This is a genomic window from Achromobacter sp. T5-5, assembly GCF_055397965.1.
This window is the reverse complement of the sequence record NZ_AP027919.1, coordinates 2,753,238-2,769,167: the sequence shown is the minus strand read 5'-3', so window position 1 is coordinate 2,769,167 and position 15,930 is coordinate 2,753,238. Positions and strand designations below refer to the sequence as shown.

At 63.1% G+C, this 15,930-nt stretch carries 18 protein-coding genes; 13 read left to right on the top strand and 5 right to left on the bottom strand.

The genetic code is table 11. The features are described from left to right. Positions 1-9 precede the first annotated feature (9 nt). The 7 genes from ACZ50Q_RS12515 to ACZ50Q_RS12485 all read left to right on the top strand — a co-directional run bounded on the left by ACZ50Q_RS12515 (position 10) and on the right by ACZ50Q_RS12485 (position 6,445). Entirely contained in the window at positions 10-1,581 is a 1,572-nt protein-coding gene (locus ACZ50Q_RS12515; RefSeq protein WP_092578501.1) for an ABC transporter substrate-binding protein, read from the top strand. Between the two features lie 3 nt (positions 1,582-1,584). Next, positions 1,585-2,901, top strand: a complete 1,317-nt coding sequence (locus ACZ50Q_RS12510) for an acyl-CoA thioester hydrolase/BAAT C-terminal domain-containing protein (protein WP_464081693.1) — start codon at positions 1,585-1,587, stop codon at positions 2,899-2,901. Positions 2,902-2,921: 20 nt separating this feature from the next. Continuing rightward, positions 2,922-4,091, top strand: a complete 1,170-nt coding sequence (locus ACZ50Q_RS12505) for a CMD domain protein (protein ID WP_464081692.1) — start codon at positions 2,922-2,924, stop codon at positions 4,089-4,091. 89 nt (positions 4,092-4,180) lie between these two features. Next, a complete protein-coding gene (locus ACZ50Q_RS12500; protein WP_076520510.1) occupies positions 4,181-5,029 on the top strand; it encodes a class I SAM-dependent methyltransferase in 849 nt (282 codons plus the stop codon). Between the two features lie 26 nt (positions 5,030-5,055). After that, positions 5,056-5,610, top strand: coding sequence for an SMI1/KNR4 family protein (locus tag ACZ50Q_RS12495; RefSeq protein ID WP_464081691.1), 555 nt, complete (start codon positions 5,056-5,058; stop codon positions 5,608-5,610). Between the two features lie 105 nt (positions 5,611-5,715). After that, on the top strand, positions 5,716-6,006 hold the full coding sequence (locus ACZ50Q_RS12490; RefSeq protein WP_464081690.1) for a contact-dependent growth inhibition system immunity protein: 291 nt from the start codon (positions 5,716-5,718) through the stop codon (positions 6,004-6,006). A gap of 106 nt (positions 6,007-6,112) precedes the next feature. Next, complete coding sequence (locus ACZ50Q_RS12485; RefSeq protein ID WP_464081689.1) at positions 6,113-6,445, top strand: hypothetical protein; 333 nt, start codon at positions 6,113-6,115, stop codon at positions 6,443-6,445. A gap of 185 nt (positions 6,446-6,630) precedes the next feature. On the opposite strand, the gene ACZ50Q_RS12480 is transcribed toward ACZ50Q_RS12485, so the two are convergent. The 3 genes from ACZ50Q_RS12480 to ACZ50Q_RS12470 all read right to left on the bottom strand — a co-directional run bounded on the left by ACZ50Q_RS12480 (position 6,631) and on the right by ACZ50Q_RS12470 (position 9,815). Continuing rightward, a complete protein-coding gene (locus ACZ50Q_RS12480) occupies positions 6,631-8,166 on the bottom strand; it encodes a hypothetical protein (protein WP_464081688.1) in 1,536 nt (511 codons plus the stop codon). A gap of 207 nt (positions 8,167-8,373) precedes the next feature. After that, on the bottom strand, positions 8,374-9,186 hold the full coding sequence (locus tag ACZ50Q_RS12475) for an IclR family transcriptional regulator (protein WP_464081687.1): 813 nt from the start codon (positions 9,184-9,186) through the stop codon (positions 8,374-8,376). Next, complete coding sequence (locus ACZ50Q_RS12470) at positions 9,183-9,815, bottom strand: flavin reductase family protein (protein ID WP_464081686.1); 633 nt, start codon at positions 9,813-9,815, stop codon at positions 9,183-9,185. Before ACZ50Q_RS12470 ends, ACZ50Q_RS12475 begins: the two co-directional genes overlap by 4 nt. Before the next feature lie 242 nt (positions 9,816-10,057). On the opposite strand from ACZ50Q_RS12470, the gene ACZ50Q_RS12465 reads away from it, so the two are divergent. The 6 genes from ACZ50Q_RS12465 to ACZ50Q_RS12440 all read left to right on the top strand — a co-directional run bounded on the left by ACZ50Q_RS12465 (position 10,058) and on the right by ACZ50Q_RS12440 (position 14,858). Beyond that, on the top strand, positions 10,058-11,026 hold the full coding sequence (locus ACZ50Q_RS12465; protein WP_076520503.1) for a Bug family tripartite tricarboxylate transporter substrate binding protein: 969 nt from the start codon (positions 10,058-10,060) through the stop codon (positions 11,024-11,026). A gap of 125 nt (positions 11,027-11,151) precedes the next feature. Beyond that, entirely contained in the window at positions 11,152-11,532 is a 381-nt protein-coding gene (locus ACZ50Q_RS12460; RefSeq protein WP_464081685.1) for a RidA family protein, read from the top strand. 12 nt (positions 11,533-11,544) lie between these two features. Continuing rightward, positions 11,545-12,417 carry an amidohydrolase family protein gene (locus ACZ50Q_RS12455; RefSeq protein ID WP_464081684.1) on the top strand — a complete coding sequence of 291 codons (873 nt, stop codon included), beginning with the start codon at positions 11,545-11,547 and terminating at the stop codon, positions 12,415-12,417. Continuing rightward, the gene (locus ACZ50Q_RS12450) at positions 12,414-13,301 is read left to right on the top strand and encodes a fumarylacetoacetate hydrolase family protein (protein ID WP_464081683.1); all 888 of its coding nucleotides are present in this window, start codon (positions 12,414-12,416) and stop codon (positions 13,299-13,301) included. The genes ACZ50Q_RS12455 and ACZ50Q_RS12450 overlap by 4 nt, the downstream gene beginning before the upstream one ends. Beyond that, on the top strand, positions 13,291-14,073 hold the full coding sequence (gene hpaH / locus ACZ50Q_RS12445; RefSeq protein WP_464081682.1) for a 2-oxo-hept-4-ene-1,7-dioate hydratase: 783 nt from the start codon (positions 13,291-13,293) through the stop codon (positions 14,071-14,073). The genes ACZ50Q_RS12450 and hpaH overlap by 11 nt, the downstream gene beginning before the upstream one ends. Positions 14,074-14,081: 8 nt before the next feature. Then, entirely contained in the window at positions 14,082-14,858 is a 777-nt protein-coding gene (locus ACZ50Q_RS12440; protein WP_464081681.1) for an HpcH/HpaI aldolase family protein, read from the top strand. 57 nt (positions 14,859-14,915) lie between these two features. Here the strand turns inward: ACZ50Q_RS12440 and ACZ50Q_RS12435 are convergent, their stop codons facing one another. Together ACZ50Q_RS12435 and ACZ50Q_RS12430 are read right to left on the bottom strand one after the other, a co-directional pair. Next, entirely contained in the window at positions 14,916-15,131 is a 216-nt protein-coding gene (locus tag ACZ50Q_RS12435; protein ID WP_076520497.1) for a hypothetical protein, read from the bottom strand. A gap of 130 nt (positions 15,132-15,261) precedes the next feature. Further along, entirely contained in the window at positions 15,262-15,870 is a 609-nt protein-coding gene (locus tag ACZ50Q_RS12430; protein ID WP_464081680.1) for a hypothetical protein, read from the bottom strand. Positions 15,871-15,930 lie beyond the last annotated feature (60 nt).

Here is a 15,930-nt window from a genome sequence, read left to right as displayed (position 1 = left end):
CCCCGGACAATGAAACGCCTGATTCTCTCGACCCTGACCGCCGCCATCCTGGGCGCCTCGGCCGCCGCCTCCGCCGACAACCTGTCGATCGGCTTCGCCGACCCGCTGTCGTCGCTGGACCCGCAGTTGAACAACCACGCCGGCGACCGCTCGGTGGCCCTGCACTTCTGGGACCTGCTGATCGAAAACAAGTGGAACAAGCTGCAGCCGGGCCTGGCCGTGAGCTGGAAGCCGCTGGACAACACCACCTGGGAATTCAAGCTGCGTGAAGGCGTCAAGTGGCAGGACGGCACCCCGTTCACCGCCGACGACCTGATCTACTCCTACACCCGCGCCCGCGCGGTGCCGGGCAGCGTCGCCACCTACGCCGGCTACCTGCGCACCATCGACACGATGACCGCCAAGGACCCGCTGACCCTCATCGTCAAAACCAAGGCGCCCAACCCCGACCTGCCCCTGAACCTGGCGTCCGTCCACGTCGTCAGCAAGCACGTCGGCGAAAAGTCCTCGACCGAAGACTACAACTCGGGCAAGGCGATGGTCGGCACCGGCCCCTACAAGTTCGTCTCCTACACCCCCGGTGACCGCGTCCTGATGGAACGCAACGACGCCTACTGGGGCGACAAGCAGATCTGGGACAAGGTCAACTACCGCTACATCAACAACGCCGCCGCCCGCACCGCCGCGCTCCTGGCCGGCGACGTGGACGTGATCGACAAGGTCTCGGTGTCCGACCTGGCCAAGCTGCAAAAGGCCTCCAACATCTCGGTCTACCCGTACGACGGCCTGCGCGTCATGCTGCTGCAACCCAGCTTCAACCCCGCGCCCAACCAGTACATCACCGACAACAACGGCAAGCCGCTGGACAAGAACCCGCTCTTGGACGTGCGCGTGCGCCAGGCACTGAACCTGGCCATCAACCGCAAGGCCATCGCCGACCGCATCCTGCAAGGCGCCGCCACCGAAGCCAACCAGTGGATGCCCAAGGGCACCTTCGGCTACAACCCCGACGTCAAGGACATCCCCAACGACGTCGCGCAAGCCAAGAAGCTGCTGGCCGAAGCGGGCTTTCCCGACGGCTTCAAGCTGACCATGCACGTGCCCAACGACCGCTATCCGCAAGGCCCGGAAACGGCCCAGGCGGTCGCGCAGTTCTGGACCCGCGTGGGCGTCAAGACGCAAGTGGAAGTCGTGCCGTGGGCCGTGTATTCGGGCCGCGCCAACAAGAACGAATTCGCCGTCAGCATGCTGGCGTGGGGCAACGGCACGGGCGAAGGCAGCTACGCGCTGGTCAACATCCTGGCCACCGCCGACGCCAAGAAGGGCCTGGGCGCGTCCAACTGGGGCCGCTACAGCAACCCCAAGGTCGACACCGCGCTGGAGCAATCCACCTCGGAATTCGACGTCGCCAAGCGTGAAGCCATCCTGCGCGACTCCGTCAAGATCGTGTCCGACGACGTCGGCATCATCCCGCTGTTCCACTACAAGAACATCTGGGCTACCAAGAAGGGCCTGAAGGTCACCCCGATGACCAGCGACCGCACGGCCGCCATGATGGTCACCAAGGTCTCGGACAAGTAAGCCATGGCGCCGACCCTGACCATCGCCCCCGCGGACGCCCTGATCGACGTCCCGCGCCAGATCCGCGTCGAACACGTCGCGCCCGGCGCGACCGTCGACATCACCGCCCTCACCCGCCGCAACGGTGTGCTCTGGCAAGCCCAGGCCACCTACACGGCAGGCGAAGACGGCGTCGTCGACCTGACCCGCGACGCGCCCGTTTCGGGCGACTACGCCGGCCTGTCCCCGATGGGCCTGGTCTGGTCGCAGTCCCCCGAGGACGGCAAGAGCCGCGAATACTTCAACCAGCCGGTGACCGACGCCCTGGTCACCGACGTGGTGGCCCGCGTCGAAGGCGCCGAGGCGCGCGCCAGCTTCACGCAGCGCCTGGCAGCCGACGGCGTCACGCGCGTTGAAGTCCGCGAGGAAGGCCTGGTCGGCACGCTTTACCTGCCCGCAGGCAGCGCCCCGGGATCGCATCCCGCCGTCATGATCCTCAACGGCTCCGGCGGCGGCATCAACGAACCGCGCGCCGCCCTGTACGCCTCGCGCGGCTACGCCGCCTTTGCGCTGGCGTACTTCAAGGCGCCGGGCCTGTCCGACTACATCTCCAACACCCCGCTGGAGTACTTCCAGACCGGCCTGCGCTGGCTGCGCAAGAAGGTCCAGCCCAAACACGACTTCGTCGCCATCAGCGGCCAGTCGCGCGGCGGCGAACTGGTGCTGCTGCTGGGCGCCACCTTCCCCAAGGAAGTGTCGGCCGTCGTCGCCTACGTGCCCGGCGCCGTCGTCCACAGCGGCCAGAACGCCTGCGACCCCAAGATCGGCCGCGAAGGCCCCACGTGGCTGCTGGGCGGCAAGCCCATTCCCCACGTCTGGGAAAACAACCGCACGGCCACCTGGGCCCCGTTCGATGAAGGCCCCGCGCCCCATCGCCACGAAAGGGCCATCCTGACCGCCCTGCAAGACCCCGACGCCGTCGCCCGCGCCCGCATCCGCGTGGAAGACATCGAAGGCCCGGTCATGCTGCTGTCCGGCACCGACGACGGCTCGTGGCCGTCCAGCCTGTACTCGAAGATGGTGCAGGACAAGCTGGTTCAGGTGCAGCACCCGTATCCGGTGCAGTGGCTGGATTACGAGAACGGTGGACACTCCATCCTGTTCCCCTACGTGCCCACCACGCAGCTCGTCTACGCCCATCCGGTGTCCGGCAAGATCAGCACCAGCGGCGGCAATCCCAAGGACAACGCGCGCGCCGACCAGGAATCCTGGGAAGGCGTGAAGACGTTCCTGGACGCCGCGGTAAAGGCCAAGGGCGCGGCGGCAGCGCCCGCCCAATGACATTCAAGGAGACCTCCTCAATGGCACAACAACCCATCGTCTACGACATCAGCAAGGACGTCGTAGACCAGCTCGTGGGCCTTGCGCCCGGCAACCCCACTTTCGACGTGCGCCACAAGCGCGACAAGGTCGCCGCCGCCACGCAAGGCAGTTACGACGCCCTGTTTGATCCGGCCCTGCCCGGCCTGTCGCTGGCCGACCGCCTGCTGGTCGCGCTGTATGCCACGCGCATCACCCCGTCGCCGCTGCTGGCGGCTCACTACCGCACCCGCGCGGTGGAAGCGGGAGTTGCAGCGGCGGACATCGCCGTCGCCGAATCGGGCAAGCCGTCAGACGCCGCCAACCCGCAACTGGCTGCCGTGCTGGAATACACGCGCAAGCTGATCGAAAAGCCGGTCGAAGGCGACGAAGCCGCGCTGAAGACGCTGCCCGCCGCCGGCGTCTCCACGCCTGCCGTGGTCACCCTGTCGCAACTGATCGCCTTCCTGTCGTACCAGACGCGCCTGGTCGCGGGGCTGGTCGCGATGAAGGCGGCTGAAGGACAGCGTTCCGGTGCCGCCGCCGGCGACGCGACCGCCGTGATCAACCCCGGCAACACCGAGCCCGGCGCCGTCATCAAGGCCCACGGCTTCACCAACGAAGTCCTGGAATGGAAGGCCTGGCTGGATGTGGTGAACGTCGACACCGCCACCCCCGAACAGATCGCCGTCCTGGAAGAAAGCCACCCCAAGGCCAAGGTCTCGGACTACTACCTGTTCCTGGTCCACCAGCCCGAAATCCTGCGCCAGCGCTCCACGGCCTTCAACGCCATCATGTACGCCCCGGGCGGCATGTCGCGCGCCGAGCGCGAGCTGGGCGCCACCGTCGTGTCGCGCGTGAACGGCTGCGTGTACTGCGCATCGGTGCATGCGCAGCGGTTCGAGCAACTGGCCAAGCGCAATGACGTGATCGGGCAGGTATTCGAGGATCCGCGCACGGCGGGCACCACGAAGCGTGAGCAGGCCATCGGCAAGTTCTCGATCCAGATCACCGAGGCGCAGGCCGACGTGAACGCGGACAGCATCCAGGCGTTGAAGGATGTGGGCCTGAACGACGGCGAGATCCTGGATCTGCTGCATTCGGACGCAATCTTTGCGTGGGCGAACCGCTTGATGCTGAATCTTGGCGAACCGGTCCTCGTGACGGTCTGACGCGCCCTGGTGTCTGACACGCGGAGGGGTAAAATGCCCCTTTCCGCACCTCTACGCGCCCCGCCCCAGCGGGGCGCTTGCCTTTCCCCATGTCCGAAAAAACCCACGACATCCGCCCCGGCCAGTCGATCGAACTCCTCAAGGCCCTGCACATCCTGACCCGCGACGGCAAGATGAACCAGGACAGCCGCCGCAAACTCAAGCAGGTCTACCACCTGTTCCAGTTCATCGAACCGCTGCTCAAGGACGTCCAACAACAACGCGGCGCCGTCACCCTGGCCGACCACGGCGCGGGGAAGTCGTATCTGGGGTTCATCCTGTATGACCTGTTCTTCAAGGAACAGCCCGAGGCGCTGAAGAACGGCTCCCACATCTACGGCATCGAAACCCGGGAAGAACTGGTGAAGTCGTCAGAGGAACTGGCCAAGCGGCTGGGCTTCGGCGGGATGTCGTTCTTGAACCTGTCGGTTGCGGAGTCGATTACGTCGGACAAACTGCCCGCGTCCATCGACGTCGTCACCGCCCTGCACGCCTGCAATACCGCCACCGACGACGCGATTCATTTTGCGTTGGAGAAGAAGGCGAAATACATCGTGGTGGTGCCTTGCTGCCAGGCTGAGGTGGCCTCGGTGTTGAGGAAGAACAAGGCGAAGGCCTTGGCGGATCCATTGGCGGAAATCTGGCGGCATCCGCTGCATACGCGGGAGTTTGGTAGCCAGATCACCAACGTATTGCGCTGTCTGCAACTGGAAGCGCACGGGTATCAGGTCAGCGTGACCGAGCTCGTCGGGTGGGAGCATTCGATGAAGAATGAGCTGATCATTGCGCAGTACAAGAATCTGCCGACGAGGAAGCCTGCGGAGCGGCTGACGGAGATGCTGGAGCGGATTGGCTTGCAGGAATTGAAGGACCGGTTTTTCCTGCCCCAAGCTGCATAGATCTGACAAAAGGACCGCAGGCGTCAATGAATTTCTCCAACTACCTGGACCGTGTCCGCGCGGTCTACGACACGCATGCATCCGTGCTACAGCTCAACCCAGGCGCGAAAAAAGCGGCGGTGGAAGCGGTCGAGGCACAACTCGGCTTCCCTATTTCTGCGGACATCAGGCAGGCTTGGCTCCTGGCCGATGGAGGCGACAGCGATGTGCCGGTGTTCATGCGGCCGGGTTATCTGACCGGCTACGATTTTCTGTCGTTGGAAGAAGCGATTGCCGAACGGGCGCGCATGGCCGATCGCGCGCCGCGATATGCCGGCTACGATGAACCGGCGTCGGCAGATGCGCGCATCAGGGAAGGCTGGTTTCATCAGGGCTGGCTGCCCTTTGCCAGCTTTGGCGCGGGAACGCTGCTGCTGATGGTCGACCACTCGCCGGGGGATGGGGGCACGATGGGACAGATCATCGCGTTTACGCATGATCCGGATCAAATCACTTGGGTGGCGCCGAGCTTTGCGGCGCTGCTGACGGGGTCGATTGTCGAGATTGAAAATGATCCGGAGGAGTTTCTGGGGGAGTATTAGGGCCTGGGTTAGGCGCGCGGGCAATTGGGCCAAATTTGCGTCCAATGGCGAACGGCTGCCGCTAAGAGAAATCGTCGTGGGGACTTGGGCATTGTAGGATTTCTGATGACTCAGCAAGAAAAATATCCCGAGCTCGAAGTCCTGATCGCAGGATGGTTCCATCAGGACTGGGCGGCTTTTGGCGATACCGTTGAGGACGTGGTCCAAGATTATAAAAATGTGGTCAACGGCAAGCGGGTAAATCAGGTCTGCTTGGACATGAACCAATTCATCACTGAATACGGCCCTGAGGTTGAAACCGCCTTCAAACAACGATGGGGTTGGCTCCGACCCGCAGGGTTGGGATACACGATCCCTGAGTTTTTTGAGGAATTGAAGAGAATTCTGACTGGCTGACAGCATCGATTAACAAGGCAGTTTCCGCTTCCAGCCGCGTTGCGCAGCCGGAGGCGATACTGCACCGAGTTTCCGGGAGTTATAAGGCCTAGGCCAAGCGTATCCCATGATGATGGTTCTTTTCTTCCCCCTTGTATTCCTTGGCGTCCTGGCGTTCTGGCTTGCTTACGTCTGGAAGAATCGCTCGGTAAAGTCGGTTCCATCCGCGATCACCACGGCGCTCCTTGTCTTGGTTTTTTGCTATGCCTTGAGTCTCATACTGATCTCCATGGACCCTTGGTACGACGACAACGGCGCGCCAGAATTCATCTCCTGGCAATATCGTTGGGCATGGGCCGCGTGGCTGGCGGGCTGGCTCGCGATGCTCATATTGCCCATAATTTTCGGATTGCGGGCATTTGTACTTTCGCGGGCTCAGCAATTAGAAAAAACTAGGTAAGCGGCGCAGACCATGCTGGGGGAGTTTTAGGGCTCTGGCCCTCCACATAAAATCCTGGACAGATCCCCCGACGGTCGCTTGCTAGGCAGAAACGGGCCTGATCCCGTATCAATTCTCAGATAGCCTTACCTATTAACAGTGCCCCTCGAGATCACGCGCAAACACTGTCAGCAAATTAGCGAAAGTCATTGCTGCGACCAAACAGGTGGAAGGCGTCTTAATTCGGACCGTGCTAAGGGCAAGCAAACATTGTTGCGAGAATGACCATCATCGACCGAAACGTCGCGTTTTTCTCCCGCCCCCCCCGTCCGCCACTTGCACAGCAGAACCGTATCACCAAAGGAATAGCCGACCCAGGCTCGCACGATCATTGGCGTGTCCCGGGCTACTAACACCTTCAGCGGTTTGGTTCCGTCCGGCGTTGTCCCAGTTCGTTGGTCCGTCGTTAGAACATCCCGAATTGGGACTTCCGGCGCCGCGACCGCAATTCCATTCTTTAAGTTCGTCGCATCTTGCTCTTTGCTGGCGCGCCATTTGTGCAATCCCGACACTGACGTAGGCATTGAGATTAGAGGAAATTCAAGCATGCTCAACGCGCTCGTCGCGACAGGAGAAGAAACCAAGAAGTACTCTTCCTGCGAACTCTGGATGTCCAGCAAGTGAAAAACCCTGTCGCGAATCGGAGCATACATCATCGCAAACAAGCACAAATAAACCAACCCACCTGCGGCCAAACTTGCATACTTGGCGGCCACTGCGGGGCTCTCGTCTTTACTTCGTTCGTGCAAATAGATAAATGCAGGAATAACGGCCAATCCTGCGCATAGCAAGACGATTGTCAGAGCAAGAGCAGTTCCCAAATTGGATTCCAATTGGTAGCCCCACAGCTTGATGAGAACCAGCAGCGGAGAGCTAGTTGCTACCGCGCTGATCAACGCCATGAAAACAACCCAGAACGGTCTCAGCCACGCAAAGCACACGCGACTCTTGCGATCACGTGCGGGGAGGGGCGAGGCTCTATCGGAAACAAATTCTCCTTTCTTATCTACGGGCTCAGGCATCGCAATGCCTGAGCAAGGAGCCAGCCAGTGGTCGCGAAATGTAGTACGCCACAGCCTGTCTATGTCCTTGTCATTCGTTCCATTTCGCAGCCCGGCGCTGCTTAGATCCTCACATGCTTTGCATGCCGCACGGAAACCCGGCGCGGCGTAGCCCACAATTCCTGCCGCATAAATGCCACCAAATACGCAATGCCAACGTATAGTCTCGAGAAAGCCATCAAGTAATTCAATAGCAGCAAAGATGGCCATCCACAGCACCGAAAAGCCGACCAAAATCCACTTTACGCGTGCAGGAATCGACCCTCCCTCATAAAGATCAAAGCCAGGAGAAAGGAGAAGCGAAGGAGATAGAAAAACCACGATGACAGCACCGACGAACACAACAGCGCTAATCGCGAGAAAAGCTAATCCACTTGGGGATGACGCAGTTGGCAATAAGAGATGAGCCCAACCAATCTCTCGCAGGAACGACCACAACATGAGCCCCGCGCCAAGCATAAAAACGGGACTCAGCTTCAAGATTAAGTCAAGACATTGATTAATGTTCTTAACATAGAAGTTAAAAGTGTTTCCCGCTGATTTCTGAGGTGATTTGCCAGCACATCCGTCTAGCAAACCTCCCTCCTGCCTTCCAATTTCGGGCTCGTCATTTCTATTCATGATGATAAGTTCATTCCATAGCACGAATATTTATGACGGCTTATGCAATCAAAAACTTAATAGACTCGAGAGACGTAATGCCTCAAAAAACAAAATCGGCAGTGCCCCGCACCGCTTTGCACCCAAAATTCCGGACAAATCCAGGCTGCAAACCGCAACTTACCTGCGTCGCCCGATCACGGTGCGCAACGTCTTGGAAATTGGGCCTTACCCTATCCCAACACGCTCGCCTACCCGCCCTTCAATTTGCGCATACCTCCCCGCAATCCCCCCCGCCGCCCCCCTCATCCTCTCAACCACCCCCTCAAACCGCTCCACCCCCAACCGCTCCGCCATCGCCGTCACGGTAATCGCCCCCAATGCCTCCCCTCGCGCCGACATAATCGGCACAGCCACCGCACTCGTCCCCGGCATTAACCCCGCCGGCGCATGCGCCAAGCCTTCCCTTCGCGCCACCTCCACCCGCGCAATCACATCCTCCACCCGCTCCCCAAGCACCTCCAGCCGCGCCGCATTACTCCGCACCAGCCGGACGCTCTCCTCGGCATCCAAACTGGCTAACAGCGCCACGCCGGACACCCCCACCCCGAGCGGCCGGCGAACCCCCACTTCAATCGACAACACCTGTATCGGATGCCGCCCAGTCCGCCGCCCGATGCAAATCGAATCATGCCCATGCCGGATACTGAGAAACACCGTATCCCCCACCTGATCCGCCAGCTCCGCCATATACGGATCCGCCAGCGTCAATAGCGGAAAGCGCCGCGTGCGCGCCAGTCCGAGTAGCGTGATTTCCTGCCCGATCAGATACCGGCGCGTTTCCGGATCCTGTTCGACCGCTTCTTCCTGCACCAAAGTTTTCAGCAATCGATGCACGGTTGGGCGGTTCAGGCCAGACATGCGTTCCAGATCCACCAGGCGCACGCCACGCTCCTGACCGCAGGCAATCAGGCGCAGCAGCGCCAATGCTCGCCGAACGGTTTGCGCGCCAGACGCGCTTTTATCTTCGGGATCGCTCATGCGACCTCCGGTTTCATGACGGATTTCGGTGTCTGCGCGATGCCGCGCTTGGTGATGATTTCGCCCAGCGACGCATAGTTGGGCCCGCCGATGCGGCAGATGGGGCGCAGCCTTCCGGTGTCGATCTTGCCGTCTTGCATCAGGCCGTCGCGGATGTGGAACATGACGACTTCGCCTACAAAAAACTCCGCACCGGTATTTCCGAAAGGCGTGACGCTATGGAGCCGGCATTCCAGGCTGATGGGCGCAGCAGCCAGACGCGGGGTGGCGATTGCCGCGCCCGCCAGCACCTCCAGGCCAAGCAATTCGGCCTCGCTGATTTCGGGCGGATGTTCCTGGGCGCTTTCATGCAAGGGATCCAGCAGCGTCTCGTCGGCGATGTTTACGACGAAGTGGCCGTTTTCGATGATGTTGCGGCCGGTGTCCTTGCGCTCGCCGGCTTTTCTGCCGATGTTGATGCCGACCATGGGCGGCTGGTTGGACACGAAGGTGTAGCAACTGAAGGGCGCCAGGTTGACGACGCCGTTGGCGTTGATGGTGCTGATCCAGGCGATGGGGCGCGGCACGATGATGCCGCTCATCAGGCGGTAGGTCTGTTCGGGGTTCAGGTCGCTTGCGGGGAAGTGCATGGTTGTCTCGCTCCGTAGTCCGGATATTGAACATCACATTGGGGGCACATCAATGCGGACAGAGTGCGCCAAGCCTGATTTTCCGGCCTAGCGAGGCCAATCCGAAAGTGGTACCAAAATCGACAGGCCCAAAGAGTCCAATATCCGGAACTTTTCGCGAAATTGCCATTGTTCCAACCCGCGCAAATTCCTAGAGTGTCATCAAACAAACAAAACGCGATGACACGCACAGGAGACTAAACATGAACCGCACCGCGCTCCGCGCCTGCGCCACTGTGGCGCTGACCGTACTTACCTCGATGGCGCATGCCGCCTGGCCCGAGAAGCCCGTGAAGATCGTTGTGCCCTACCCGCCCGGCGGGAATGTGGATGTGGCGGCGCGGCTGATCGCGCCGGGGTTGCAGGCGGCGCTGGGGCAGCCGTTCATCGTGGAGAACAAGCCGGGCGCGGGCGGGATGATTGCCGGTGAACAGGTGGCGCGTTCGGAGCCGGATGGGTACACGCTGTTCATGGCGGCGAATGGCCCGCTGCTTTTCTCTCCGCTGATCTTCAAGCGCGACGCCTACAAGTGGGACCGGGACTTCGCGCCGATCAGTTCGGTGTCCTATACGCCGCTCGTGTTGCAGGTGCGTCCTGAGCTGCCGGCGAAGACCCTGGCCGAGCTGCTGGCGCTGGCAAAGAAGGAGCCGGGCAAGCTCAACATGGCCTCGCCCGGCGCGGGCACGACGAATCATCTGGTGAGCGAGTTGCTGCAGTCGCTGACGGGCGCGCGCTGGACGACGGCGCAATACAAGGGCAATGCGCCGGCGACGACGGATCTGCTGGGCGGCCAGGTGGATTTCAATTTCGACCAGATTTCGGTGGCGCTGCCGTACGTGAAGGAAGGCCGGCTGCGGGCGTTGGCGGTGACGACGGCCAAGCGCGTGCCGTCGATGCCGGACGTGCCGACGTTTGCGGAAGCCGGGGTGCAGGGCATGGAGGCGGCGACGTTTACCGGCCTGCTGGCGCCCAAGGGCACGCCGCAGGAGGTGTTGGACAAGCTGAGCGCGGCGCTGACCAAGATCCTGGCCGAGCCGACGATCATCCAGCGCTTTGACGACCTGGGCGCGCAGGCGCGCGGCAGTTCGCCCGAGGAATTCACGCGCTACCTGGCCGCCGAGGACGCGCGCTGGACGCCGATCATCAAGCGCGCGGGCATCACGGCCAATTGAATGGCCACGAGATCAGCCACGAGATCAGCCACAACAGCGGCCACAACAGCGACCAGCCAGATCCCCGGGCGCGGCAACACGACGCGCCCCCTCCCCCGACACATCGACCCCACACGGAAGACCCCATGAGCAGACGCAGCATCTATGCCGAAGGCTTCAGCCACAAGAACCCCATCCCCGCCGCCTGCCGGATCGGCCCCATGCTGTATTCCGGCAGCATCCAGGGCACTGACCCGGCGACGGGCGCTTACGGCGAGTCCCTTGAGCGCCAGTGCGAACTGATGTTCGACCACGTGCGCCGCATCGTGCAAGCGGGCGGCGGCTCGCTGGATCACATCGCGAAGATGACGATGTGGATGCGCGACCGCAGCCAGCGCGCGGCGTTGAATGCGGTGTGGCTGCGCGCGTTTCCAGATGCGCAGAACCGTCCGGCGCGCCACACCATGCAGGCGGACCTGGATGGCGACAAGCTCATCGAGTGCGATTTCGTGGCCGTGATCGGCTAAAGGAGCCTGACGATGGCGCAATACCAACCCTTCAATCCCAATCCGACCGCGCCGGGCTATCGCCTGCCGCCGCGCGCGTGCGACAGCCAGTTCCATGTGTTCGGCCCGGCTGACCGCTATCCGGTGCGCCCGGGCGCGGCCTATGAGATGCCCAGCGCGACCATCGAGACGGCGCTGGGTCTGCATCGGCTGCTGGGCATCGAGCGCGGCGTGATCGTGCAGGCCACGACGTACGGCGCGGATCACCAGGTGGTGCTGGACGGTCTGGCGGCCGCCGGGCCGTCGTATCGCGGTTGCGCCAACGCCGTGGTGCTGGCCGAGCGCGATGACGCCTACATCCAGAAGCTACACGACGCGGGCGTGCGCGGCGCGCGCTTCACGCGCCAGGGGCTGGGCATCAGTATGGCGCCCGACGTGTTCGACCGCGCGATCGCTCGAATCCGCGAGCTGGGCTGGTACGCCAAGTTCCAACCCGAGCCCGACGGGATGATGGCGCAGGCGGCGCAGTTCGAAAACCTGGATATTCCGGTGCTGCTGGATCACATGGGCCGCGCGGACCCGACGGCGGGCGCCGCCGATCCGACGCGCCGCAAGCTGGAGTCGCTGCTCAAGCGCGGCAATTTCTGGGTGATGTTGTCGCTGACGGAAAAGATCTCGCGCACGGGCGAGCCTTGGGACGATGTGATCCCGCTGGCCCAGGCGCTGATCGCCGCAAACCCGGACCGCGTGGTGTGGGGCAGCGACTGGCCGCACCCGGTGTCGGTGAAATCCACGCCCAACGAGGGCCGCCTGCTGGACCAACTGGCGCGCTATGCGGGCGACGAGGCCACGCTCAAGAAGATCCTGGTCGACAACCCTGCCCGCCTTTTTGGATTCGACAAATGAAACTGCTCAGCTTCACCCACGAAAGTCGCGCGCGGTTTGGCGCGCTGCGCGACCAGGACCAGATCGTTGCGCTGGACGGCCAGGGCCACGACAGCCTGCGTGCCGCCCTGGAAGCGGGCGACCTGCCCGCGCTGGCACGCCTGGCCGAGACGCTGCCCGTCACGCACAAGCTGGACCAGGTGCGCCTGCTGCCGCCCATCCCCGCCCCTGAAAAAATCATCTGCGTGGGCGTGAACTACGGCAAGCGCAACGAGGAATACCAGGACGGCAGCGCACCGCCCGCCTATCCCAGCGTGTTTCCGCGCTTTCCGGGGTCTTTCGTGGGGCATGGCGAACCCTTGCTGCGCCCGCCGGAATCGGAACAACTGGATTACGAAGGTGAAATCGCCATCGTGATCGGCAAGGCCGGCCGCCGCATCGCCGCGCAAGACGCCTGGAGCCACATCGCGGGCCTGACCTGCCTGAACGAAGGCACGGTGCGCGACTGGCTCAAACACGGCAAATTCAATGTGACGCAAGGCAAGAACTTCGACGCCAGCGGGTCGATGGGGCCGTGGCTGGTGACGGCGGACGAGTTCGATCCGGCCGCCCCGCTCACCGTCAGCACGCGCGTGAACGGGGAACTGCGCCAGCAGGACACCACCGACAACCTGATGTTCCCGTTCGCCGAACTGATCCGCTACATCTCCATCTGGACCACGCTCAAGCCGGGCGACGTGATCTCGACCGGCACGCCGATAGGCGCCGGCGTGCGCTTCACGCCGCCACGCTTCCTGAAACCGGGCGACGTGGTCGAGGTGGAAGTCGCCGGCATCGGCGTCCTGTCCAACCCCGTGGCCGATGAAACGGCCACACCCGCACAAGGACCCCGTCATGCTCAATGAAGCCGATCGCGACCGCGCCGCCGGCCTGCTGCTCGAAGCAGAACGCAGCGGCGTGCCCACCACGCAGCTCGACCAGGCCTTTCCCAGCATCGAGATCGCCGACGCCTACGCGATCCAGAAGCGCATCATCGACCAGAAGCTCGCCGCGGGCGCCAAGCTGCGCGGCCACAAGATCGGCCTGACGTCCAAGGCCATGCAGAGCACGGTCGGCATCGACGAGCCGGATTACGGGCATCTGCTGGACACGATGTTTTATCAGGATGGCGAGACCATTCCGACCGACAAACTGATCGTGCCGCGCGTGGAAGTGGAGCTGGCCTTCGTGCTGGGCAAGCCGCTGCACGGGCCCGACGTGAGCCTGTTCGACGTGCTGGACGCGACCGACTATGTGGTGCCGGCGCTGGAACTGATCGACGGGCGCAGCCAGTATCCGCGTCGCATCGTGGACAACATCGCCGACAACGCCGCCTGCGCGGGCATCGTGCTGGGCGGCCGACCGGTGCGGCCGCTGGACATCGATCTGCGCTGGGTGGGCGCCCTGCTCCTGAAGAACGGCGTGATCGAGGAATCGGGCGTGTCGGCCGCGGTGCTGGGGCATCCGGCGCTGGGCATCGCGTGGCTGGCCAACAAGCTGGCCCAGCACGATACGGGCCTGGCTGCCGGGCAGATCGTGCTGGCCGGGTCGTTCACCCGCACCGTCGCGGTCAAGCGCGGCGACACGCTGCATGCCGACTACGGCAAGCTCGGCAGCATTTCGGTGCACTTTTCCTAGGACGCCGCATGGAACTTCCCATCAATACGTTCAAGCGCGCGCTGCGCGAACAGCGTCACCAGACGGGGCTGTGGGTCACGCTGGGCCATCCGAACAGCACGGAACTGGTCGCGGCCAGCGGCTTTGACTGGCTGCTGCTGGACACCGAGCACACGCCCGTGCTGCTGCCCACCGTGATGGCGCAGCTGCAGGCGGCGGCCGCGTACGGCAGCCATCCTGTCGTGCGGCCGTCCTGGAATGACAAGGTGCAGATCAAGCAGTATCTGGACATCGGCGCGCAGACGCTGCTGCTGCCTTACGTGCAGAACGCCGTTGAAGCCGAAAGCGCCGTAGCAGGCATGCGCTACGCGCCGCGCGGCGTGCGGGGCGTGAGCGGCACCATGCGCGCCACGCGCTACGGCCGGGTGCCCGACTACATGCGCCGTTGCGAAGAAGAACTGTGCCTGCTGATGCAGGCCGAGACCGGCGAGGCGCTGGAGAACCTGGACGCCATCATCGCGGTGGACGGCGTGGATGGCGTCTTCATCGGGCCGGCGGACCTGGCGGCCAGCCTGGGCTATCCCGGCGAGCCGCAGCATCCGAAGGTCGTGGCCGAAGTGGAACAGGCCATTCGCCGCGTGCGCGCCGCGGGCAAGGCGCCGGGCGTGCTGACGCCGGACGAGACACTGGCGCGGCGGTACATGGCGGCGGGAAGCCTGTACACGGCGGTGGGCGTGGACGCGGCGGTCCTGGCGCGGCACTGCGATCAGCTGGCGGCGCGCTTTGCGGGCGCAGCCAAGGCGTAGGCATACGACCTCTTGCGCAGGAGACGGCGTGCCGGGCGCACGCCGCTCGCCCGCGAATCAATTGCCCGAACTGCGGCGCAACCGATCCGACGATTCTTGATTCAAGCGCTTCGCTTCGTCTTCGGCGTAGTCTTCCTCGCCCGATTCGTACTGCCCTTCATACATGCAACTGCTGCGAAGCCATCCGCATTCGCCGGCTACCGTTGAGCAACCTGCACTCAGCGCAGCAAGGAACAGCATGACACCGCATCGGCCTAACATTTGAATCGACATATCGCTCCTTCGTGATCGGTCTCGTGTCGGGATTTTTTCCAGGATGGTCCAAGATGACAGCTTGCGCCCCACGCGGCGTGTCAAATTGTCTCTGGCTGTAGGGCGGCGGCGCTCGCGCCGATGCACGCCGTCACAAGTGCCGATGACTGCATCCCATGACCTGCCCCGCCAGCTCGCCGATCAATGACGCAAGGCCTTCCGCGCTCGCTCGATCCAGCCCCTCGCATCGCACCATCCGAAACCCCATCGCCAGGCTGTAGTGCCAATCCAGCTCAAGGATCCGGTAATGCCGCCCGCTCCGTTCGCAATGCCATTGCACCGCCGGGTTTTCGTGGGCTTGGCCGATGAGGTCCACGTAGGACTCGGACTCCATCGGACGCGCGGGTTCGCCCGATCCCGGGACTTGGGGCTCGCAGAGATTTTCGCCAACCATGACGCGGGGATGAGGACCGTCGTAGGCCAGCAATTGCAGGGGAAAGTTTCTGGAATCGGCGTCATAGTCCGCCCTGACTTGCTCGCTCAGATACGGTCTGGCCGCGGGGCCAAGGCAGTATTGCGGGCTGTGCCAGGATGCGTCGTCCGCGTCGGCGCTATCGCCCCGGATGGCGCTGTAGGGGATGTTTTCGCCTTGCGGGGCCAGCACATAGCCGCCTTCCAACAGCCGGGCTTGCAGGGCCGGCCAGTCCGGAGGCGGCAAATGGAAGTCGCGGGGAAAGATGAATTGGTGGTGTTCAGACATGACCGGTCTATCCGAGGGCCCAAGAGCCGGCGACGCGGCGTCACGCGATGACGGACGCGC